The organism is Streptomyces sp. NPDC085937, assembly GCF_044540535.1.
Classification (GTDB): domain Bacteria; phylum Actinomycetota; class Actinomycetes; order Streptomycetales; family Streptomycetaceae; genus Streptomyces.
In genome coordinates this window covers 322,361-343,128 of record NZ_JBITSH010000005.1, presented here as the reverse complement: position 1 = coordinate 343,128, position 20,768 = coordinate 322,361, and the positions used below count along the sequence as shown (strand labels likewise).

Sequence of the window (20,768 nt, the reverse complement as noted above, 5' to 3'; positions counted from 1 at the left end):
CCTCAGTGCCCGGTGGTGCCGACCGTCAGACCTCGTGGTCCTGGTCGAAACGCTCCTCCGACTCGCGGCGACGCTGCGGGTCCGCCGCCTCGTCGTCCCGACGGCGGTTGCGGTTCTGCTGCAGCTGCTCCTTGCCCTGCTGGGCGCGCTGCTTGGCCTGCTGCTGGAACTGGCCGGCCTTCTCCTGCATCTGGTCCTTCATACCCATGTGGGTTCACTCCCGTGTGGGGTGGGGGAACTTGCCCCATCAGATTCACACGGGCGGTCACCCTGCGCATGTCGATCAGTCACGGACCGTAGCGCGGTGCTGTTCGTCGGCGTTGCCGCCCGCCCCGACCAGCCCGATGCGCAGACCGTCGAGCCGGTGCCCGAACCGCCTCATCTCCCGTTGCCCCACCGTGCCGATGAGGGAGGGCAGGTAGCCGCGGACGCTCTGCATGCCGCGCAGCCAGCCCTGCCCGTAGACGTGGGCGGAGCGCCGCTCGATGCCGGCGACCAGCCGGTCCACGGCCGGACCCAGCGGGTAGGTCTTGTTGGCCGGCCACGGCAGCCGCTGCCTCAACTCCCGCATGACGTCGTCCTGGTCGGCGCCGCGCACCATGTCGGTGTCGGTCCACGACAGGTAGCCGACGCCCACCTTCACGCCCCGGTGGGCGACTTCGGCGCGCAGGGCGTGCGCGTACGCCTCCACACCGGACTTGGAGGCGCAGTAGGCGGTCATCATCGGCGCGGGGGTGATCGCGGCGAGGGACGCTATCTGCAGCAGGTAGCCGCGGCTCTCGGCCAGCAGCGGCAGGAACGCCCGCGCGGTGACGGCCGATCCGACGAGGTTCACCTCGATGACCCGCCGCCAGGCCTCCGGGTCGGACTCGGTGAACGGACCGCCGGTCGCCACACCGGCGTTGGCGACCACGATGTCCACCCGGCCGAACCGCTCGCGGACCTGCTCGGCGACCCGGGCCATCGCCTCGTGGTCGGTGACGTCGGCGTACCAGTGGTCGCTGTCGCTGTGCAGCCGGGCGGAGACGTCCTTCAGCGCGTCCGGCTCCAGGCCGACCAGCGCCACCTTCACGCCGCGCGCGGAGAGTTTGCGGGCGAGCAGCTCCCCGACTCCGCGCGCCGCTCCGGTGACGACGGCGACCTTTCCTTCGAGACTGACCCTGCTCATGCGCTCTCCTCGGCGGGTGCGGCGGGTACGGCGGGTGCGGCGGGCCGGCGGGCGCTCACATGGGCGGCGACGAGGTCGCGGATCCGCCCGGTGACCAGGTCGGGCGCCTCGACGGGGGACATGTGGCCGACGCCTGGCAGTTCGGTGACGCCCCGGCAGTCGGGCAGCGCGGCGGCGAGCGCGCGGGCGTGCACGGGCGGGGTGAGCCGGTCGGCGGTGCCGGCGACGACCTCCACCGGCACCCGCAACTCCCGTACGCCCGCTTCGAGATCGAGGGAGGCGAGCACATGGGACCAGGCGTGGCGCACGGTACGCGGGCAGGCGTGCACGATGCGCGCGCAGGCCTCCACCATGTCCGGGGCCGAACCGGGGCCCATGGTCGCGTACTTGAGGATGCGCCGGGCGGCCGGTGTGACCGGCCCGAGCGGGGCCCGGCTGCCGAGGATGCGTCCGGTCAGCCAGGTCCGCGTCCTGCCCGGCCGCAGCGGCAGCACCGTCGACTCGGCGACCAGCCGCCCGCTGCCGGTGCTGCACAGCAGGACGGCGGCGGCGTGCTCGCGGAACGCGGGCCGTCCGGAGGCGGCCATCACGGTCATGCCGCCCATGGAGTGCCCGGCGATCACGGCGCGTTCGCCGGGGGCGAGGGTGGCGGTCAGGACGGCCTCGAGGTCGTCGGCGAGCGCGTCCGTGGTGCACACGGGGCTCGCCGGGGTGCGGCCGTGACCGCGCTGGTCGTAGGCGATCACCCGGTGGTCGGCGGCGAGTTCACTGATCTGCGCGGCCCAGAAGGCGGTCGAGCAGGTCCAGCCGTGGGCGAGGACGACGGCGGGCGCGCCCTCGGGGCCGTGCACCTCGACGTGGAGTCCGGTGCCGTCGGCGGAGCGGGCGGTCAGCTCGCGCACGGCGGCGGGCGGGGCGTAACGCCCGCTGGTGACGGGGGTGGGGCGGCTCACGCGGACACCTCCGTGCTCTCGGCGGCGGTCGTCTCCCGCTCGGCGGGGGCGCGCAGCACGGCGTACTCGGCGAGGTCGACGCGGCGGGTGGCGCGCCGGAACTCGGCGGTCGTGCCGGGCCAGATGGTGGTGTTGCGGCCGCTCTCGTCCAGGTACCAGCTGGTGCAGCCGCCGGTGTTCCACACCGTGCGCTTCATCCGCTCCTGCACCCGGTGGTTCCAGGCACGCACCGCGCTGGGGCGGGCGTCGAGGGCGGCCCGGCCGCCCAGGACGTCGAGCTGGCGCAGGTAGTCGGCCATGTAGTTCAGCTGGGACTCGATCATCAGGATCATCGAGGAGTTCCCGAGGCCGGTGTTGGGGCCGATGATCGTCATCCAGTTCGGGAAGCCGGCCGCGGAGGCGCCGCGCAGCGCCTGCATGCCGCCGGCCCAGGACTCGGCGAGGGTCTTGCCCTCCGGGCCGACGACCCGCTCGGCGATCGGCATGTCCGTGACATGGAAGCCGGTGCCGAACACGATCGCGTCGACCTCGGCCTCGGTGCCGTCGGCGGCGACCACGGTGGAGCCGCGCACCTCGCTCAGCCCGCTCGCGACGACGTCCACGTTGGGCTGCGCGAGGGCCGGGTAGTACGTGCTGGACAGCAGGATCCGCTTGCAGCCGATGCGGTAGTCCGGGGTGAGTTTCGCGCGCAGCGCCGGGTCCTTGATCGCCCGGGCCATGTTCCGCTTGGCCAGCTGCTCCACGAACCCGAGCTCACCGGGGTGCTTGGTGAACGCCTGGACCTGCAGCTCCCTGATGCCCCACAGCAGTCCGCGGCGCATCTTGGTGGTGAAGGGCAGCGCCCGGTGGACGGCGCGCTCGGCGGAACCGATGGGCCGGTCCATCCGGGGAAGCACCCAGGCGGGGGTGCGCTGGAACAGCGTGAGCCGCTCGGCCTGCGGCTGGATCGCCGGCACGATCTGGATCGCGGAGGCGCCGGTGCCGACCATGGCGACGCGCTTGCCGCGCAGGTCGTAGTCGTGGTCCCAGCGGGCGGAGTGGAACACCTTACCGGGGAAGGTGTCCAGGCCGGGGACGTCCGGCAGCTTGGGCTCGGACAGCGGCCCGGTGGCGGAGACGACGACGTCCGCGCTGAGGTCGCCGCTGCTGGTCTCGATGTCCCAGCACATCCGCTCGCCGTCCCACGCCATCCGCTTCACCTCCGAGTCGAAGCGGATGTGCGGGCGCAGCCCGAACACGTCGGTGACGTGCTCCAGGTAGGCGCGGATGTGCTCCTGGCCGGAGAAGGAGCGCGGCCAGTCGGGGTTGGGGGCGAAGGAGAAGGAGTACAGGTGCGACGGCACGTCGCAGGCGCACCCGGGGTAACTGTTGTCCCGCCAGGTGCCGCCGACGCTGCCGGCCCGTTCCAGGACGACGAAGTCGGTGATCCCCTCGCGGCGCAGCCGTACGGCGGCCCCGAGTCCGCCGAATCCCGACCCGATCACCGCGACCCGTACATGCTCGTGCTCGGCCATCCCAAAGCCTCCGCGCATCGCTCAGAACCATGCCAGTGAACACTGGCGCAATGGGGAGCGTAGAGCAGCGGCGTACTGATGGGTAGGGGGTGCGCGAGGAAAGTTACCGCCGGTACGACCTAGGGTTCAGTTGTGGCAGACGACAGCGAGACACCCCCGCAGAAGCGCGAGTACCGCATGGAGGAGCTGGCCCGGCTGGCCGGCGTCACCGTGCGTACGCTGCGCTTCTACCGCGAGCGCAAACTGATCCCGCCACCGCGCCGCGAGGGCCGCATCGCCTGGTACGACGACCAGCACCTGGCCCGGCTGCGCACCATCACGGCCCTGCTCGAGCGTGGTCACACCCTCAACGGCATAGCGGAGCTGGCGGAGGCCTTCGACCACGGGCGCGACGTCGGCGACCTGCTCGGCGTGGAGGTCCCCACCGAGGAGACCCCGGTCCGCCTCACCCCCGAGGAACTCGCCGACCACTTCGCCGGCGAGGTCACCCCGGAGAACCTGGCCGCCGCCCTGGACCTCGGCTACCTGGGCGTCGACGGCGAGGAGATCGTGCACATCAGCCGCCGCCTGCTGGAGGTGTCGTCCGCCCTGGTCCGCGAGGGCATCCCGCTCGGCGAGGTGCTCCGCACCGGCGCGGAGGTCCGCACCCACGCCGACGCCCTCGCCGACCTCTTCGCCGGCCTGATCCTCCGCCACGCCCCGGAGGAGACCCTCCACCGCCTGCGCCCCCTGGCCCGCAGCGTGGTGGACGCGGAACTGTCCCTGGCACTGGACCGGAGGCTGCGGAAGCGGGACTGAACCCGGCGTACGGCCCGGCTCCGCGGTGAGGGCGGCCCCGGCCTAGCCGTAGACCACCGTCACCGGCGCGTGGTCCGACCAGCGTTCGGCGTGCGTCGCCGCCCGCTCCACGTACGCCTTCACGGCGCGGTCCGCGAGGCCCCGGGTGGCCATCTGGTAGTCGATGCGCCAGCCCGTGTCGTTGTCGAAAGCGCGTCCGCGGTACGACCACCACGAGTACGGGCCGTCGACGTCCGGGTGCAGGGCGCGCACCACGTCGACGTAGCCGCCGTCGGCCGGGTCCAGGACGCGGGAGAGCCACTCCCGCTCCTCGGGCAGGAAGCCGGAGCTCTTGGTGTTGCCGCGCCAGTTCTTCAGGTCGGCCTTCTCGTGCGCGATGTTCCAGTCGCCGCAGACCACGACCTCACGGCCGTCGGCGGCGGCCCTCTCCCGCAGCTCCTTGAGGTACGCCAGGAACTCGTCCATGAAGCGGACCTTCTCGTCCTGCCGCTCCGTGCCGACCTCGCCGGACGGCAGGTACAGGGAGGCGACGGTCACACCGGGCAGGTCCGCCTCGACGTACCGGCCGCTGCCGTCGAACTCCGCCGAGCCGAAACCGACCCGCACCCGCTCCGGCTCGCGGCGGGTGTACAGCGAGACGCCCGCGCGCCCCTTGGCGGCGGCCGGCGCGTGCACCACGTGCCAGCCCTCTGGCTCCCGCACCGTCTCGGGGAGCTGCGCCGCCTCGGCCCGCACCTCCTGGAGGCACAGCACATCGGCGGAGGTACCGGCGAGCCACTCCACGAAGCCCTTCTTGGCGGCGGCGCGCAGTCCATTGACGTTGACAGAGGTCACAGTGAGCACCAGGGCACGATACACACGTGCAGGTCCGGGCATGTTTTACGGTATTCGTCATGGAAATCCGCCGGGTCCCCTACGACCACCCCGACGCCGTGAAGCTGGACGCAGAGGTCCAGGCCGAGTACGACATCCGCTACGGCGACGGCGGCGACGCCACCCCGATGGACCCCGCGGACTTCGCTCCCCCCAACGGCACCTACCTGATCGCCTACGACGCGCTCGGCGTCCCCGTCGCCTCCGGCGGCTGGCGCGTCCAGGACGCCAACGACGAGGGCAACCGCGACGGTGACGCGGAACTGAAGCGCATGTACGTGGTCGAGCAGATGCGGGGCCGGGGCCTCGCCCGCCGCATCCTCGCCGCCCTGGAGGAGGACGCCCGCGCCGCCGGCCGCGTCCGCATGGTCCTGGAGACCGGCACCAAGCAGCCGGAGGCCATCGCCCTGTACGCCTCCAGCGGCTACGAGCCGTGCGAGAAGTTCGGCTACTACCGCTTCCACGAGGACAGCCTCTGCTACGCGAAGGCGCTGTAGCCCGTCAGGAAGCACCCCCTCGTCGAAGCCCCGCCCGCTGGACGCGGCCGGGGCTTCACGCATGAATGCCCGCCTGCAGGGACGGCCCTTGCGCTCATGGGGCATCCTCCAGGCCACGTAGCATGATCGATCCGTTGCTCATCCGAGGGGGCCCCTGCGAAGAACGACGGCCGCTGCGACAGCGGCCCTGGCGTGCCCGGTGGCGGGAGTCTCGGGGGAACTTTGGCGACACCGCTGAAGGTGGCCGACGGCGAGAAGGGCTCTTTCACCTTCTCCATCGCCGCCGAGGGCAAGCCGTACATCCTCGAAGTCGTCTACAAGGACGACGAGAGAGTCACCACCACGTCCTTCAGCGCCTTCGACGAGCCGCTGGACGTCCGTCCCCCGGACGAGGCGAAGGTGCTGGACATGACCGGCATCGGCTGACGGCCGCATCACGTCGAACGGTTCGCGGTGGTGCGGCCCGCCGGCGTCGGTGCCGGCGGGCCGCCGGCGCTAGTGGGCGGGGCGGAACGGGCGCAGCAGCCGGATGCCGTCCTCGATGGATCCGTCGATCAGTTCCAGCATCCGCGGGACGAGTTCCCGCATCCGGGGCGCGGCGAGGTGGGCGTCGAGGTGGGCGCGGGTCTCCCAGCGTTCGTGGATGACGAACTCGCCGGGTCGGCCCTCGACTTCGTGGGCCTCGTAGTCGATGTTGCCGGGGTCGTTGCGTGAGGGGGTGACGGCGGCGGTGATGAACGCCTTGAGGTCGTCCTCCCTGCCCGCCTTCGCCTTCGCGTCCCAGACGACGGTCACGTAGCCGGTGGGTGTTGCGGTCATGGTGATTCCTTCTCTGTTCCGTGGTGTGTTCCGTGCTGACGGGCTGTGTGCCGGTACCGGGCCGGTGTCAGCTCTCGATGAAGTCGAGGAGGTCGGCGTTGACGGTGTCGGCGTTCACGGTGCACATGCCGTGCGACAGCCCCGGGTAGACCTTCAGGCGCGCGTTCTTGACCAACGTGCTCGCCCTCTCGGCGGAGTTGGCGATCGGGACGATCTGGTCGTCGTCGCCGTGCATGATGAGCGTGGGCACGTCGATCGCCCGGAGGTCGTCGGTGAAGTCGGTCTCCGAGAACGCCTTGATCCCCTCGTGGTGCGCCTGCGCGCTGCCGGTCATTCCCTGACGCCACCAGTTCTGGATGACGCCCTGGGAGATGTCCGCGCCCGGGCGGTTGAAGCCGTAGAACGGCCCGGAGGCGAGGTCGAGGTAGAACTGGGAGCGGTTGGTGGCCACGGCCTCGCGGAAGCCGTCGAAGACCTCGACCGGCAGCCCTCCCGGGTTCGATTCGGTCCGGACCATGAGCGGCGGGACCGCTCCGATGAGGACGGCCTTGGCGACCCGCCCGGCACCGTGCCCGGCAACGTACCGGGCGACCTCTCCACCACCGGTGGAGTGGCCGACGTGGACGACGTCGCGCAGGCCGAGTTGCGCCACCACGGCGGCGGCGTCCGCCGCGTAATGGTCCATGTCGTGCCCGTGGCCGACCTGGGCGGAACGCCCGTGTCCTCGGCGGTCGTGGGCGATGACTCGGTAGCCCCGCCGGACGAGGAACAGCAGCTGGGCGTCCCAGTCGTCCGAGCTCAGCGGCCAGCCGTGGTGGAACATGACCGGCCGGCCCGTGCCCCAGTCCTTGTAGAAGATCTCGGTTCCGTCGCCGGCGGTGACGAACGGCATGGTCTGCTCCTCGTGGTCTCGCCCGAGGTGCCGGGCGGTTTCGATGTCTCCACGAGAATGGCCCGGCCACCGTACCGACAGCCTCCGTCAGCTGACTGACATCCGGCCGACGGCTCGCCTACGTCAGTGCCGGGGCGGTGCCGGGACCCGGCCGGCAGCTCTCACAGCCGGGTGGCCGAAGGGTCGGGAGGCAGCGCCTCCAGAGCGTCGCGGAGCTCGGCCCGCGACGTGATCCCCAGCTTCGGGAACACACGGTAGAGATGCGACGACACGGTCCGCGGCGAAAGGAACAGACGCGACGCGATCTGCGGGTTGGACAGTCCCGTCGCCGCCAGTCCGGCGACCTCCAGCTCCTGCGGGGTGAGGGCCTCACCGGCCTTGCCCCGGCCGGTCCGCGTCATGCCGGTGGCGCGGAGCTCCGCCGCGGCCCGGGCCTCCCACGAACGGGCCCCGAGCTCCTCGAAGCGGTCGCGGGCGGCGGCCAGCTGCACCCGGGCGTCACGGGTGAGTCCTTGCCGGCGAAGCGCTTCGCCGTACGCCAGATGAGCACGGCCGGCCTCGAAGGGCCACTGCTCGACGCCCGGCAGCCCGAGCGCCGCCTCGAAGCACCGGGCCATGTCCTCGCCGGCCGATGTCATCGCCGTGACCGTGGCCGCGCTCAGCGCGAACCGCGACGAGAGGTGACCGACACCGGCGTCGCGCAGCGCGTCCGCGTGCCGTCGCGCCTCCGCCTGCCGCCCGGAGCGCACGGCGGCCTCGACGAGGTCCGGCGCGGACCACACGGCCTCGGGGTTGAACGGCGGCAGCACACCCGGGGCGCAGATCGCCGTGGCGTGCCGGAACGCCGTCTCGAAGTCGGCGGCGCCGAGGGCCGCCCGGGCCGCCGCCTGGTGGGCGCAGTTCTCCAGCCGCCGCAGTCCCCTGGGCCTCGACCACCCCCAGACGGCCTCGCAGTGCTCCCGGCACGCGTCGAGGTCGCCGCGCTGGGCCGCGGCCATCGCAGCGACGTAGTGCCCCACCTGGGCGAACAGGTGGTACCCCGTCTCCTCGGACAGGGCGATGAGCTCGTCCGCGGCGTCGGCCGAGGACTGCCACCGGCCGGCGTGCAGGTCGTCCAGGGCGACGAACATCAGGGCCGGCATGCTCGACCCCACCGCGCCGCCGTCGCGTATGACCCGGGACACGGCCTCGCGGCAGCCCGGGAGCCGGTCGAGGTACGAGGCGGTCAGGGCGGTGCGGATGACCACGTCGGCGTCACTCTGGTCCCTCAGCCGCGCGATCTCCTCGTCCAGGCGGCGCAGCATGCCGTCGGTGACGGAGCCGAGGTCGTGGTGGACGCGCCCCAGCGACGCCGCGGCGGCGGGCGCCGCCTCGGGGAACCGGGCGAGCACGTCGACCAGGGGCCGCCAGTGCTCGGGCCGGCCCGAGTACTGGCTGGCGAGGGTGAGGGTGAACAGCGCGGTCTCCAGCTCGCCGGACGGCGGACCGGGCATCACCGGTGCCTGCCCGACCGCCTCCATGAGCAGCGCGTGGGCGGTGTCGGCGTCGCCTTCCGTGACGAGCACCAGGAAGCCGGCCGTCGCGGCCGCCGAGAGCGACCGGGCCGCCGGATCGCCCTTGACCTCACGCATGATCTCGTGGCTGACCTCCAGATGGCCTGTGACCCAGGCGGCGGCGTAGGCGGCCTGCGACAGGCGGCGCCTGCGGTCTGCTCGGTCGGTGCTCAGTTCGGCCGCGCGCCGCAGCCTCGCGATCGCGCCGTCGGCGTCACCGCGCCGCAGGCTGCTCCGGGCCGCCGACTCCACGACGGCGGCGACCGCCTCGTCGGGCGCCGTCGTGGCTCTCGCGAGGTGATCACCGCGCCGCTCGGGCTGGTCGGCCAGCGCGTCGGCCAGCCGGCGGTGGGCGCCGCGCCGCTGCTCGCCGGTGGAACCGTCGACCACCGCGGACCCGACCAGCGGATGCCTGAAGCGCACCGCGCGGCCGTTCTCCGCGACCATGACCAGGTGGTCACGCTCCGCTGGAGCGAGTTCCTCGAGGCTGCCCGGCCCGCCGGCGGCCTCCAGAACGCCGATGTCGCCGGAGCCCTCGAGAGCCGCGAGCAGCAGCACCTCCCGCGTTCTCTGCGGCAGTCGTCCGACGCGGGCACCGTACAGAGCGCGCACGTCCCGCCCCGGGCCGCTCGACCACCCCGCCCCTTGGCCGTGCCGGTCGCCGGACGTCCCGGTGGACCCGGCGAACTCGAGCAGAGCCAGGGGGTTTCCCTGCGCCTCGTGCGCCACGGTCGAAAGGACCCGGCGGGGAAGGTGGGCGAAGCGCCGGGACAGCAGCCGCAGGGCGTCCGCGTCGTCCAGCGGCGCGATCTCGAGCTCCGGCAGACCGGTGGACGGGAAGGTTGCGCCGGATTCCGCCCGCTGCGCTCCGAGCAGCCCGATGCGGCGGCCCCCCAGTCTTCTGGCGACGAAGCCCACCGCGGCCTGGCTCGCCTGGTCGACCACATGAAGGTCGTCGACCACGAGGAGCAGCGGCCGCTCCTTCGCGGCCTCGTCGAAGAGGGCCAGTGCCGCGTTCAGGACGGCGATCCGGCTCGGCGCGGGACCGGCGCCGAGACCGAGGGCGACCTCGAGGGCCTCCCGCACGGAACCCGGCAGACGACCGAGCTCGTCCGGCAGCGAGCCGACGAGCTGATGGAGCCCCGCGAAGCTGATGTCCGTCTCGTACTCGACGCCGCTCCCGCGGACGACCCGCACCCCCTTCGCCACCGCCAGCTCGGCGGTCGCGTCCAGGAGCGCGGTCTTCCCCACGCCCGGATCACCGGTGAGCAGCAGGACGGCTCCGTCCGTCCCGGCCATGTCCAGGAACGCCGCAAGCTCGGCGAGCTCGCCCTCCCGGCCGACCAGCCCGGTCGGGCCGACACTCATGCCTGTACTTGACTTCGCCCACATCCGCCGTGTCCCTCGCCGTACCTCGCGAAGCCGTCGAACCACCAGCCACGCAATTGACCTGCGATTGTCGCACCCACCGGCCAACGGGGCGTGAACCCTTCGGCTTCGCCGACACCCGCAGCCCACGGACGCAGATCGGGCAGCACACCAGCCGGGCGCCGCAGCCCCACCGCAACGACGACACGAAGGTCACGCGGAACCGTCCTCCGAGGCCTGCGCGGTCATGGCCCGCGGCGGGGTTCCCTCACAGAACGGGCACCGCGGCGCTTTCCTCGCCCTTCCCGCGCTCCGGGCTCGCCCTGAGCACCGTCAGCGTCACCCCGGCCGCCACCGCCAGCGCCGCCACCAGCCCCGCCGCGGGCACCGCCCAGTGGCCCAGGAACGTACAGGCGACCACCAGCAGCGCCGCGGCCGGCAGCACCGACTGCTGGGCGATCCCCACCTTGTAGAAGCGCGAGTGCAGCGCCCACACCGTGAGCAGGAACAGCGCCGTCGGCAGTGTCACCGCCGCCGACGCCGACAGCGCCGAGAGGTGCGCCTTGCCCACCGCCTGCTCCACCGCCACCTCCAGGCCGGCCCCGATCGCGGCACCCGAGACGAAGATCAGGTAATGGCCGTAGCCCCAGAGGAAGGACTGCCGGCTGGACCGGAGGTGCCCGTGGACGGGGACCGCGAAGTACACCCACCAGGCGGCGAAGATGATCAGCAGTCCGCCGGCGGCGATGGGCAGCACCTCACCCAGGGCCTCGTGCTCGTCGATCCCCGACTTCACGGCGACGGTGGCCGCCGCGATGGTCTCGCCGAGCACGATGAGCGTGAGCAGCCCGTACCGTTCGGCGATGTGGTGGGGGTGCCAGGGCGTGGGGTGGGCCCGCTCCGCATACAGCGGTACGGCCATCTCCAGCAGCGCCATCACCAGGAAGACCCACGGGCGGCCGGCCTCCGGCAGGGCCAGTAGCCCCAGCCAGCCGATCTGGCACAGCCCGACGGCGTACCGCAGCGCCGTCGTCCGCTCGGGGCCCCGGCTCGACCGCGCCACGCGCAGCCACTGCGCCGTCATGGCGAGCCGCATGATCACATAGCCCAGGACGACGACCAGGTACGCGTGTTCCTCGAACGCCTGGGAGACGCCTGCCGTCAGGACGAGCACGCCGGCCATCTGGATCAGCGTGGCGATCCGGTACAGCACGTCGTCGTTGTCGTAGGCCGAGGCGAACCACGTGAAGTTCATCCACGCCCACCAGATGGCGAAGAAGATCATCAGGTAGTCGAGGATCCCCTCGCCCGTGTGGCCCTCGGCCATGGCGTGCACCAACTGGGCGCCTGCCTGGGCCATGGCCACGATGAAGCACAGGTCGAAGAAGAGCTCCAGTGGGGAGACGCCGCGGTGGGTCTCGTCGCGGCCTCGCGCCGTGAGCCTGCGCAGGGGTCTGTGGTGGGCGGGCGCCGCGGACCACACCGGAGGCGGAGCCGGGCTGCTCGTCATCCGGTTCATCTGGTGAGCCAGGCTCCGAAACGCCGCTGCAGTCGGGGATTGATCTGCCAGACCATCGCCGCTGCCGCCGCCGGGACGAGTACGGCGAGTCGCACCGGCAGGTACAGATCCTCCAGCACAGGGTTCGTGGCCAGGCCCAGCAGGACGATGGTGGGGTAGATACCGCACACGGTGAGGAGCCACAGCTTCCAACGCCGGACGGCGGCCGGAACGGTGGGGCGGCCAAGATCGTCGGCACCGTAGGCATGGGAGACGGTTCGTTTGTTCATGGAACACTCCAGATCGCAGTCCTGCGTAGCGTTTTGATTCCATCGGTTCCTGCGCGACCGAGGCGATGTGGGCGCTGCGTGATGGGCCGCCCGGCGCCCACGTGGGCGCCGGGCCAGGTGACGCTCTGATCAGTGAGCGGACTGGGTGTGGTCCTGCTCCACGTACACCTTGAGGGCCTGGAACTCCTCGATCGCTCGCGGGCCGCACAGGTAGCCGTAGCCGCTTCCCTTGACCCCGCCCTCCTCGAAGTCCTCGCTGATGGCTCCCCAGGTGTTGATCCACACGGTGCCGGTGCGGATGCGCCGGGCGATCCGGCGGGCCTTCATCGAGTCCGCGCTGAACACCGAGGCGGCCAGGCCGTAGATGGTGGCGTTCGCCTTGGTCACGGCGTCGTCCTCGTCGTCGAAGACCTCGAACGTCTGGACCGGACCGAAGACCTCTTCCTGCACGATCCGGACGTCGGTGCGGTCCACCTCGATCAGGCTCGGCCGGTAGAACGCCCCGGCGGCCAGCGGGCCGTCGGTGACCACACCGCCACGCAGCAGCACCGTGCCGTACGAGGCGGCCTCCTCGACGATCGCGTCCACCCGCTGGGCGGACGCCCGGTCGATCACCGGGCCGAGCTGGGCCTTCTCGTCGTCGCCCGAGCCGAGCCGCACCTGCGCGAGGGCGTCGGTGAGCCGGGTGCGCACCTGGTCGGCGATGTCCCGGTGCACCAGTACACGGGAGCCGGTGCAGCAGAACTGCCCGTTCATCAGCACCAGCGACTGCACGACGGTCGGGATCACCATGTCCAGATCGGCGTCGGGAAGGATCACCATCGGCGCCTTGCCGCCCAGTTCCAGGCCGAGCCGCTTGAGCGTGGTGGAGGCCGCGGCCGCGATACGGCGCCCGACCGGCGTACTGCCGGTGTAGTTGATCACTGCGACCTTGTCCGAGGAGACCAGGAACGGGGCCCCGGTGTTGCCGGACTCGGTGAACACGCTGACCACGCCCGCCGGGATCTCCGGGACCGAGGCCAGGACCTGCGCGAAAAGCTCGTTGGTCAGCGCCGTCTGAGCCGGAAGCTTGACCACGACGGTGCAGCCCGCGGCCAGCGCCGGGCCCAGTGCCCGCACGGTCAGCATGACGGGGGAATTCCAGGGAGAGATGATCCCGGCGACACCGAGCGGCTCGGGCACCGAGTGGGTGTACTGGCCGGGTGCCGTCTCGGCGGCGCGCCCGGCGGTCTGGGTACGCGCGGACGCCGCCGCGTACCGCAGCCACCCGACCGCGCCGCTGACCTCCCACGTGGTCTCACCCAGCAGCTTGCCGTTCTCCCGGGACAACATGGCCGCGACCTCGGGTACCCGGGCCTCGAGGGCGTCGGCCAGCCGGCTGAGCGCGGTCGCCCGGAGCGAGGGAGTGCGCGCCCATTCGGTGGTCTCGAACGCGGCGGCGGCGGCGTCCACGGCGGCCGAGGCCTCCGCCTCGCCACCGTCGTAGAACGAGCCGACGACGGTGCCGTCGGCCGGGTCGATCGACTCCAGGACCGAGCCGGAGCCGGTCCACCGTCCGTTGATCCAGTGCTGCGCGATGGTGTTCATGGTCCGCTCCTCGTGGTCCCGCCCGGCTACCGGGCGGTTTCGATGTCTCCACGAGAATGGCCCGGCCACCGTACCGACAGCCTCCGTCAGCTGACTGACATCCGGGCGACGGCTCGCTACGTCAGTACTGAACGTCAGTAACTGACGCCGGGAGGGGGCCTTGTCGGTGTGCGGAGTCCGGCTGGCCTGGTGGGGACTGCTGCGGGGATGAGTGACCCCTGGCCTGGCTCGCTGAGACCGACGAGGTCTCTGTCAGTGGCGCCGTGCATGATCGGGCGCATGACACATGGTTCCCGCGACGCCCTTCGCCTCCTTGCCTCGCGGCATCTGTCGCCGGTGGATGCCGAGAAGTGGATCGGTCTGCTTCGCCCTGGCGTGCGTCTTGAGGTAGCTACTGGCTCCGACGACGTGGCGGGGCGGCTCGGTGGTCTTCCAGCCTTGCCGACTGCCGCGGAGTGGCCGGTACGGGAGGGCCACGGTCCGCTCTCCTTCATTGCCTCGATCGACTGCGCGCGCCTGTCGGTGGCTGCGCTGGACATGGATCTGCCCGCGGCTGGGACGCTGCTGTTCTTCTACTTCGACGGGCAGTTGGACGACGGCGACGCTCTCGTTCTGGCTGAGGACCGGGAGAGCTGGGCGGGTGCCCGCGTGCTCCATGTGGCGGCTGACGAGGAGGTGGCGGAGCGGGGGGCGCCTGCAGGGCTCAAGCCGTATCCGGTGGTGCCGCTCACTGCCCGGGTGGAGATGACGGCGACCGAGCCCTGGCATCCGTCCATGCGGGCCGCCTTCGCCCCGGCCGCCCCGCTGGGGAACCGGTACGACCATCCCGTCTGCTCGCAGGAGTTCCTCGACGCGCTGTGGGAGTTCGACGACGAGGTGGGGCACCGGATCGGCGGCCACGCCCACTCCGTACAGAACCCGGTGGAGCTGGAGATCGCGGAGGCGGTCCTGGACGGCGAGGTGTCCTGGGACGACCCTCGGCTGTCCGAGGAGGCCGGCGGCTGGGTGCTGTTGGCCCAGTTCGACAGCGAGGAAGCCGCGGACATGATGTGGGGCGATGCCGGTGCCCTGTACTGGCTGATCCGCCCGGAGGATCTGGCCGAGCGGCGCTTCGAGCGGGCGATGTTCACCTGGCAGTGCGGCTGACGGCCACGACGCCTCCCGATCGGGGTGCCGTAACACTGAGCCTGCCGAGCCAGGACGCTGCCCGCGCCGCTGCGGCTGAGCTGTCCAGGACGGGGCACACGCGTTCTCGCCGCCCGTACGGACGGTCGAAACGACGAAGATCCCGTCCGATCTTGCGATCGGACGGGATCTTGTCACCATCCCTGAGCTGACTCAAGAACAGTCGTGCGTGGACCTGAGGGGATTTGAACCCCTGGCCCCCTCGATGCGAACGAGGTGCGCTACCGGACTGCGCCACAGGCCCTTGCAACGAGTGAAACTTTAGCATCCCGATCGGTGTGCTCAAAAATCCGTCGGCCGGGTGCTACTCGTTCGCGGCCTTGGGCCGGTCGCCGTCCTCGTACTGGTCGAACAGGGGGGTGCGGCCGCGCTCGCGGGAGCGGCGGGCGGAGGCGGCGCGGCGGGCGTCGGTGCGGTCGTCGTCGGTGTCCCGGTCGTCGGGGACCGCCGGGTCCGGTTCCTCGGCGGCGGCCGCCGCCTGCGCCTCGTCGGCCGGTACGGCGCTGGAGCGGGCCGAGCTCCAGGTGTCCGGGGCGCCGAGGTCCACGTCGCCGGAGGCGCGCGGGGCGACCGGGGCGGTCACGTACGTGGGGAGCGGCACCGGGACCGGGTCCCAGCTGTCGCCGCCCTGGCCGGGCCGCCTGCTGCGCTCGCGCTGCTGGTCGACCCACTCGGCATGGTCGGTCTGCTCGACGAGCGCGCGCCGGTCCGCGGCGAGCGCCATGAGGCCGGGGTCGGTGTCGGTGCCCGATTCCGGGCCCTCCGGTTCGTCCGGGTCGGCCTCGTCGACGGTGGGCCGGCGGCGGGGCCGCCGCTCGCGCAGCCGCTGTGCGGCGGCCTCGGCCTGGCGGCGGTCCATCTGGTAGGCGAACCGGCGGCGCTCCTGGGAGCGGAGGTAGCCGATGTAGGCGCTGAGCATCACGGCGGGCACGCCCGGCGCCCACAGGAACGCCAGTCCGCCGACGGCGGCGACGATCGCGCCGAGGGTGAAGGCGAGGAACAGCATCGTGATGGTGCGCCGACGGCGCGCGAGCACCTTGGAGCGCCGGGCGCGTTCGGCGGCGGCCTGCGCGGTCCGGTCGTGGCGGGCGTCCGGTGCGCGGCGGGCGGCGGGGACGCGGCCCTGCGCACCCGTGCCCTGCGCGCCCGTGCCCCGCGCGGCGGCCGGTTCGGGTACGCGCGCTTCGGGCGCACGCGGCGCCGCGCGCTCCTGCGGGGCCCGGGCGGGGCGCTCGGGTTCCTGCCGCTCCTCGGGGGCGGGCGGTACGGGCGCCTGGGTCTGCGGACGGGTCTGGGACACGGCGAAGGCCCGGACGTCCACCGAGTCGGTGATCGCATCCGGGTCGTGGACGCTTCGCTCCCCCTCGTCGGTGGAGCGCGTCCGCAGGTCCTTGGCGTACCGGCGCTCCATGCCCGCCCGTCCGGACAGCAATCGGATGGCGGTGCTGAAGCGTTCCGTCGGACGTGCCTCGTTCAGCTCGTCCTGCCTACGGAGCCACATCGGCACCAAGTAGGCGGCCCAGGCCCCGACAATGACTGCGTAGATGAGGCCGCTGCTGCTCACGTCTCACACCGTAGAGGGGTTTGCAGGAGGCCATAGGCCAATTGGGCCGGTGTGTCGCACGATCTGGCTGATATTTCGAACTTTTCTTGTGATGGATGCGATCAGACAGTCGCCGGAACCCGGTAATTGCCGGTTCCCAGACGGTCACCCAGCGCCGCAATTCGAACGTATATTCAATTACTCGGTCCGTGCGGGATTCCCCGGCCGTGCTGCTCGCGTCCGGGCAGCTCATGGCGGGACCGCTCCTGCGCGCGGGTCCGGCGCCAGCGGGCGAGCAGACCGTCGGGGACTTCTTCCGCGGTGAGGGCGAACACGAGATGGTCGCGCCAGGCGCCGTCGATGTGGAGATAGCGCGGGCGCAGTCCCTCCTCGCGGAATCCGAGTTTCTCCACGACCCTGCGGCTCGGCCCGTTCTCCGGGCGAATGCAGACCTCGATGCGGTGCAGTCCTACGGTGCGGAAACAGTGGTCCACGACCATCGCCACGGACGTGGGCACCACGCCCCGGCCGGCCACCGCCTCGTCCACCCAGTAGCCGATGTGGCCCGAGCACATCGAGCCCCAGGTGATCCCGGCGACCGTCAACTGCCCGACGAGGCGCCCCTGGTACTCGATGACGAAGGGGAGCATGCGGCCCGCGTTCGCCTCGGAGCGCAGGTGCCGCACCATCTGCCGGTAGGTCGGGCGGTGGATGACCGGTCCGCTGGGAGTGGGCGGCGGGATGGTCGCCTCCCAGGGCCGCAGCCAGTCGCGGTTGCGCCGGTTGACCTCACGCCACGCCTTCTGGTCGCGCAGCTTTATCGGCCGGAGGACGATGTCGCCGTCCACCAGCTCCGCCGGCCAGTACGGGGCGTTCAGCGCGCACCTCCGTCGCCGGCGTCCGGGCGGGGGTGGTCCCCGCCGCGCAACTGGTCCACCGCGTGCTTCAGCAGCGGCTCCAGGACGGCGAGGCCGTCCTTCACCCCGCCGCGGGAGCCCGGGAGGTTGACGATCAGCGTGCCGCCCGCGACGCCCGCGAGTCCGCGGGAGAGGGCGGCGGTGGGCACCTTGTCCCGGCCGTAGGCGCGGACGGCCTCGGCGATGCCGGGGACCTCGTGGTCGACGACCCGGCGGGTGGCCTCGGGGGTGCGGTCGGTGGGCGAGATGCCGGTGCCGCCGGTGGTGACGACGACGTCGTACCCGGCGTCGACGGCCGCGCGCAGGGCCGCCTCCACGGGGTCGCCGTCGGGGACGACCCGCGGGCCGTCGACGGCGAAGCCGAACCGCCGCAGGCCCTCGGCGATCAGCGGGCCGCCCGTGTCCTCGTAGACACCGGCGGCGGCGCGGTTGGACGCCGTGACCACCAGGGCCCGGTAGGGGGCCGCGGAGGGCGTCATGACCGGCTCCAGTCGCCCGACTTGCCGCCCGTCTTCTCCTCCACCCGCACGTCCGTGATGACCGCCTCCTTGTCGACCGCCTTGACCATGTCGATCACGGTCAGCGCGGCGACGGAGACCGCGGTGAGGGCTTCCATCTCGACGCCCGTGCGGTCCGTCGTCCGCACGGTCGCCGCGATCTCCACGGCGTCGTCCGCGACCGACAGGTCCAGTTTCACACCGGACAGCGCCAGGGGGTGGCACAGCGGGATCAGGTCGGGGGTGCGTTTGGCACCCATGATGCCCGCGATGCGCGCGGTGGCCAGTGCGTCGCCCTTGGGGACGCCCTCGCCGCGCAGCAGTTCGATCACGCGGGGCGCGACGAGCACGCGGCCGGTGGCCCGCGCGGTGCGCGCGGTGACGTCCTTGCCGGACACGTCGACCATGCGGGCGGCGCCCGCCTCGTCGATGTGGGTAAGGCGGGACTGGTCGTCGGTGGGTCCGGGGGTGTCCCCCCGGGAAGGCACGGTCATGATCGTGTGGCGCTCCCGGTCCGGGCCCGGCGCGGTGCGGGGCGCGGGCCTGCTGTGCGCGACACGGTACCGCCAACCGGCCCTGCTCAGCCGAGCAGGACCACCTCGACCTCGGTGCCCGGCGCGACGTCCTCGATGTCCTCGGGGACCACGAGGAGCGCGTTCGCCTGCGCGAGGGCCGCGACGAGGTGTGATCCGGCGCCGCCCACGGGGGTCACCGTGCCGTCGGCGTACCGGCCGCGCAGGAACTGGCGGCGGCCCTTGGGCGAGCCGATCGCGCGCTCCGCGCGGAGTTCCGCACGCACCCTCGGCCGGTGGACGTCCCGCAGGCCCATGAGCGTGCGGATGGCAGGGCGGACGAACAGCTCGAAGGAGACGTAGGAGGAGACCGGGTTGCCGGGCAGGGCCAGCAGCGGGGTGTGGTCCGGGCCGATGGAGCCGAAGCCCTGCGGCTTGCCCGGCTGCATGGCGAGCTTGCGGAACTCGACGCCGCTGCCGGGCTCGTCCTCGTCGCCGGCGTGCGACAGCGCCTCCTTGACCACGTCGTACGCCCCGACGCTCACGCCGCCCGTGGTGACCATGAGGTCGGCGCGCACCAGCTGGTCCTCGATGGTGTCGCGCAGGGTCGTGGCGTCGTCGGCGACGGCGCCCACGCGGTAGGCGATCGCGCCGGCGTCCCGCGCGGCGGCGGTGAGGGCGAAGCTGTTGGAGTCGTAGATCTGGCCGGGGCCCAGCGGCTCGTCGGGCTGGGCGAGTTCGCTGCCGGTGGAGAGCACCACGACGCGCGGGCGCGGGCGCACCCGCACTGTGCCGCGGCCGATGGCGGCCAGCAGGGAGATCTGCGGCGGGCCGAGGACGGTACCGGCGTCCAGGGCGCGGTCGCCGGCCCGGACGTCGCTGCCCGCCGCGCGCACGTGCGCGCGGGCGGGGGCCGGGCGGTACACCTCGACGTGCCCGGCGGCGCCCTCGGGTGCGAGGCTGCGGGCGCGCATCCCGGCGGCCGGACCCTGTCCCAGCCCGCCGTCGGTCCACTCGACGGGGACGACGGTCTCGGCGCCGGGCGGCAGCGGGGCGCCGGTCATGATGCGGGCGGCCTGGCCGGGGCCGACGTGCAGGAGGTCGGCCGCTCCGGCGGCGACGTCGCCGACGACCTCCAGGGAGGCGGGGTACTGCTCGCTCGCGCCCGCGACGTCGGTGACCCGCACCGCGTAGCCGTCCATCGAGCTGTTGTCGAACGGGGGCAGGGAGACCGGCACCGTGATGTCCTCGACCAGGACGCAGCCCTGGGCGTCGAGGAGGTTCAGCTCGATGGGTTCGAGCGGGCGGACGGTCGCGAGGATGTCGTCCAGGTGCTCGTCCACCGACCAGAGGTGGTCCGGTTCTGCGGTGCGGGGCGCGGCGCTGCTCAAGGTTGCTGCATCTCCTCGGTGACGAATCGCTGGAGCCAGTCCCGGAAGTCCGGGCCCAGGTCCTCACGTTCGCACGCGAGTCGGACAATGGCACGCAGGTAGTCGCCGCGGTCACCGGTGTCATAGCGGCGGCCGTGGAAGACCACGCCGTGCACCGGGCCGCCGAGTTTCTCGTCCGCCGCGAGCTGCTGCAGGGCGTCGGTCAGCTGGATCTCCCCGCCGCGGCCGGGCTCGGTCTTGCGGAGCACGTCGAAGACGGCCGGGTCGAGGACGTAGCGGCCGATGATGGCGTAGTGGGAGGGCGCCTCCTCACGGGAGGGCTTCTCGACCAGGCCGCTGACCTTGACGACGTCGTCGTGCCCGGTGGCCTCGACGGCGGCGGAGCCGTAGAGGTGGATCTGCTCGGGGGCCACCTCCATGAGCGCGACGACGCTTCCGCCGCACTCCTGCTGGATCTCGATCATGCGCTGGAGCAGAGGGTCGCGCGGGTCGATCAGGTCGTCGCCGAGGAGGACGGCGAAGGGCTCGTCGCCGACGTGCGGAGCGGCGCACAGCACGGCGTGGCCGAGTCCCCTGGGGTCACCCTGGCGGACGTAGTGCATGGTGGCGAGGTCGCTGGACTCCTGGACCTTGGCGAGGCGTTCGCCGTCGCCCTTCTTCTCCAGGGCGGATTCCAGTTCATAATTGCGGTCGAAGTGGTCCTCCAGGGGGCGCTTGTTGCGGCCCGTCACCATGAGGACGTCGTCGAGACCGGCGGCCACGGCCTCTTCGACCACGTACTGGATCGCCGGCTTGTCGACCACCGGCAGCATCTCCTTAGGCGTGGCCTTCGTGGCCGGCAGGAACCGGGTGCCGAGGCCGGCTGCGGGGATGACAGCCTTGCTGATCCGAGGGTGTGACTGAGACATGGCCG

21 protein-coding genes and 1 tRNA gene are annotated in these 20,768 nt (G+C 72.3%); 4 read left to right on the top strand and 18 right to left on the bottom strand.

The annotated features are described in order from the left end of the window. Positions 1-25: 25 nt before the first annotated feature. The 4 genes from ACIF8S_RS14265 to ACIF8S_RS14250 form a co-directional block, all read right to left on the bottom strand. Positions 26-208, bottom strand: coding sequence for a hypothetical protein (locus tag ACIF8S_RS14265; RefSeq protein ID WP_145826884.1), 183 nt, complete (start codon positions 206-208; stop codon positions 26-28). 75 nt (positions 209-283) lie between these two features. After that, entirely contained in the window at positions 284-1,168 is an 885-nt protein-coding gene (locus ACIF8S_RS14260; protein WP_399999383.1) for an SDR family oxidoreductase, read from the bottom strand. Continuing rightward, entirely contained in the window at positions 1,165-2,121 is a 957-nt protein-coding gene (locus tag ACIF8S_RS14255; RefSeq protein WP_399999382.1) for an alpha/beta fold hydrolase, read from the bottom strand. The genes ACIF8S_RS14260 and ACIF8S_RS14255 overlap by 4 nt, the downstream gene beginning before the upstream one ends. Next, positions 2,118-3,635: a flavin-containing monooxygenase gene (locus ACIF8S_RS14250; RefSeq protein WP_399999381.1), complete on the bottom strand. Its 1,518-nt coding sequence runs from the start codon at positions 3,633-3,635 to the stop codon at positions 2,118-2,120. The genes ACIF8S_RS14255 and ACIF8S_RS14250 overlap by 4 nt, the downstream gene beginning before the upstream one ends. A 177-nt stretch (positions 3,636-3,812) precedes the next feature. Between ACIF8S_RS14250 and ACIF8S_RS14245 the strand changes: the two genes are divergently transcribed. Next, entirely contained in the window at positions 3,813-4,433 is a 621-nt protein-coding gene (locus ACIF8S_RS14245) for a MerR family transcriptional regulator (protein WP_399999465.1), read from the top strand. A 42-nt stretch (positions 4,434-4,475) separates the two neighbouring features. Here ACIF8S_RS14245 and ACIF8S_RS14240 read toward each other — a convergent pair whose 3' ends face one another. After that, positions 4,476-5,309, bottom strand: a complete 834-nt coding sequence (locus tag ACIF8S_RS14240) for an exodeoxyribonuclease III (RefSeq protein ID WP_399999380.1) — start codon at positions 5,307-5,309, stop codon at positions 4,476-4,478. Between the two features lie 17 nt (positions 5,310-5,326). On the opposite strand from ACIF8S_RS14240, the gene ACIF8S_RS14235 reads away from it, so the two are divergent. Together ACIF8S_RS14235 and ACIF8S_RS14230 are read left to right on the top strand one after the other, a co-directional pair. Beyond that, the gene (locus tag ACIF8S_RS14235; protein ID WP_349798552.1) at positions 5,327-5,803 is read left to right on the top strand and encodes a GNAT family N-acetyltransferase; all 477 of its coding nucleotides are present in this window, start codon (positions 5,327-5,329) and stop codon (positions 5,801-5,803) included. 222 nt (positions 5,804-6,025) lie between these two features. Next, entirely contained in the window at positions 6,026-6,229 is a 204-nt protein-coding gene (locus ACIF8S_RS14230; RefSeq protein WP_399999379.1) for a hypothetical protein, read from the top strand. A gap of 69 nt (positions 6,230-6,298) precedes the next feature. Here the strand turns inward: ACIF8S_RS14230 and ACIF8S_RS14225 are convergent, their stop codons facing one another. From ACIF8S_RS14225 to ACIF8S_RS14200, 6 genes are all read right to left on the bottom strand, one after another. Beyond that, complete coding sequence (locus ACIF8S_RS14225; RefSeq protein WP_399999378.1) at positions 6,299-6,622, bottom strand: putative quinol monooxygenase; 324 nt, start codon at positions 6,620-6,622, stop codon at positions 6,299-6,301. Between the two features lie 67 nt (positions 6,623-6,689). Then, a complete protein-coding gene (locus tag ACIF8S_RS14220) occupies positions 6,690-7,514 on the bottom strand; it encodes an alpha/beta fold hydrolase (RefSeq protein WP_399999377.1) in 825 nt (274 codons plus the stop codon). Positions 7,515-7,675: 161 nt separating this feature from the next. Further along, positions 7,676-10,435, bottom strand: a complete 2,760-nt coding sequence (locus ACIF8S_RS14215; protein ID WP_399999376.1) for an ATP-binding protein — start codon at positions 10,433-10,435, stop codon at positions 7,676-7,678. A 268-nt stretch (positions 10,436-10,703) separates the two neighbouring features. Continuing rightward, positions 10,704-11,945: a low temperature requirement protein A gene (locus ACIF8S_RS14210; RefSeq protein WP_399999375.1), complete on the bottom strand. Its 1,242-nt coding sequence runs from the start codon at positions 11,943-11,945 to the stop codon at positions 10,704-10,706. Between the two features lie 5 nt (positions 11,946-11,950). Beyond that, positions 11,951-12,223: a hypothetical protein gene (locus ACIF8S_RS14205; RefSeq protein ID WP_399999374.1), complete on the bottom strand. Its 273-nt coding sequence runs from the start codon at positions 12,221-12,223 to the stop codon at positions 11,951-11,953. 129 nt (positions 12,224-12,352) lie between these two features. After that, positions 12,353-13,810: an aldehyde dehydrogenase family protein gene (locus tag ACIF8S_RS14200; protein ID WP_399999373.1), complete on the bottom strand. Its 1,458-nt coding sequence runs from the start codon at positions 13,808-13,810 to the stop codon at positions 12,353-12,355. Between the two features lie 267 nt (positions 13,811-14,077). Here ACIF8S_RS14200 and ACIF8S_RS14195 point away from each other — a divergent pair, with 267 nt between their 5' ends. Further along, complete coding sequence (locus tag ACIF8S_RS14195) at positions 14,078-14,956, top strand: YwqG family protein (protein WP_399999372.1); 879 nt, start codon at positions 14,078-14,080, stop codon at positions 14,954-14,956. A gap of 209 nt (positions 14,957-15,165) precedes the next feature. Here the strand turns inward: ACIF8S_RS14195 and ACIF8S_RS14190 are convergent. The 7 genes from ACIF8S_RS14190 to galU all read right to left on the bottom strand — a co-directional run bounded on the left by ACIF8S_RS14190 (position 15,166) and on the right by galU (position 20,763). Further along, a tRNA-Ala gene (locus tag ACIF8S_RS14190) sits at positions 15,166-15,239 on the bottom strand. A gap of 60 nt (positions 15,240-15,299) precedes the next feature. After that, positions 15,300-16,559 (bottom strand): gephyrin-like molybdotransferase receptor GlpR, encoded by a 1,260-nt coding sequence (gene glpR / locus ACIF8S_RS14185; protein ID WP_399999371.1) that lies wholly within the window; start codon positions 16,557-16,559, stop codon positions 15,300-15,302. A 173-nt stretch (positions 16,560-16,732) separates the two neighbouring features. Next, positions 16,733-17,389, bottom strand: coding sequence for a GNAT family N-acetyltransferase (locus ACIF8S_RS14180; RefSeq protein ID WP_399999463.1), 657 nt, complete (start codon positions 17,387-17,389; stop codon positions 16,733-16,735). A gap of 23 nt (positions 17,390-17,412) precedes the next feature. Next, positions 17,413-17,934, bottom strand: coding sequence for a molybdenum cofactor biosynthesis protein B (locus ACIF8S_RS14175; protein WP_399999370.1), 522 nt, complete (start codon positions 17,932-17,934; stop codon positions 17,413-17,415). Continuing rightward, entirely contained in the window at positions 17,931-18,446 is a 516-nt protein-coding gene (gene moaC / locus ACIF8S_RS14170; RefSeq protein WP_215213461.1) for a cyclic pyranopterin monophosphate synthase MoaC, read from the bottom strand. The genes ACIF8S_RS14175 and moaC overlap by 4 nt, the downstream gene beginning before the upstream one ends. Before the next feature lie 86 nt (positions 18,447-18,532). Then, the gene (gene glp, locus ACIF8S_RS14165; protein ID WP_399999368.1) at positions 18,533-19,855 is read right to left on the bottom strand and encodes a gephyrin-like molybdotransferase Glp; all 1,323 of its coding nucleotides are present in this window, start codon (positions 19,853-19,855) and stop codon (positions 18,533-18,535) included. Then, on the bottom strand, positions 19,852-20,763 hold the full coding sequence (gene galU / locus ACIF8S_RS14160) for a UTP--glucose-1-phosphate uridylyltransferase GalU (RefSeq protein WP_145826872.1): 912 nt from the start codon (positions 20,761-20,763) through the stop codon (positions 19,852-19,854). Before galU ends, glp begins: the two co-directional genes overlap by 4 nt. Positions 20,764-20,768: the final 5 nt, after the last annotated feature.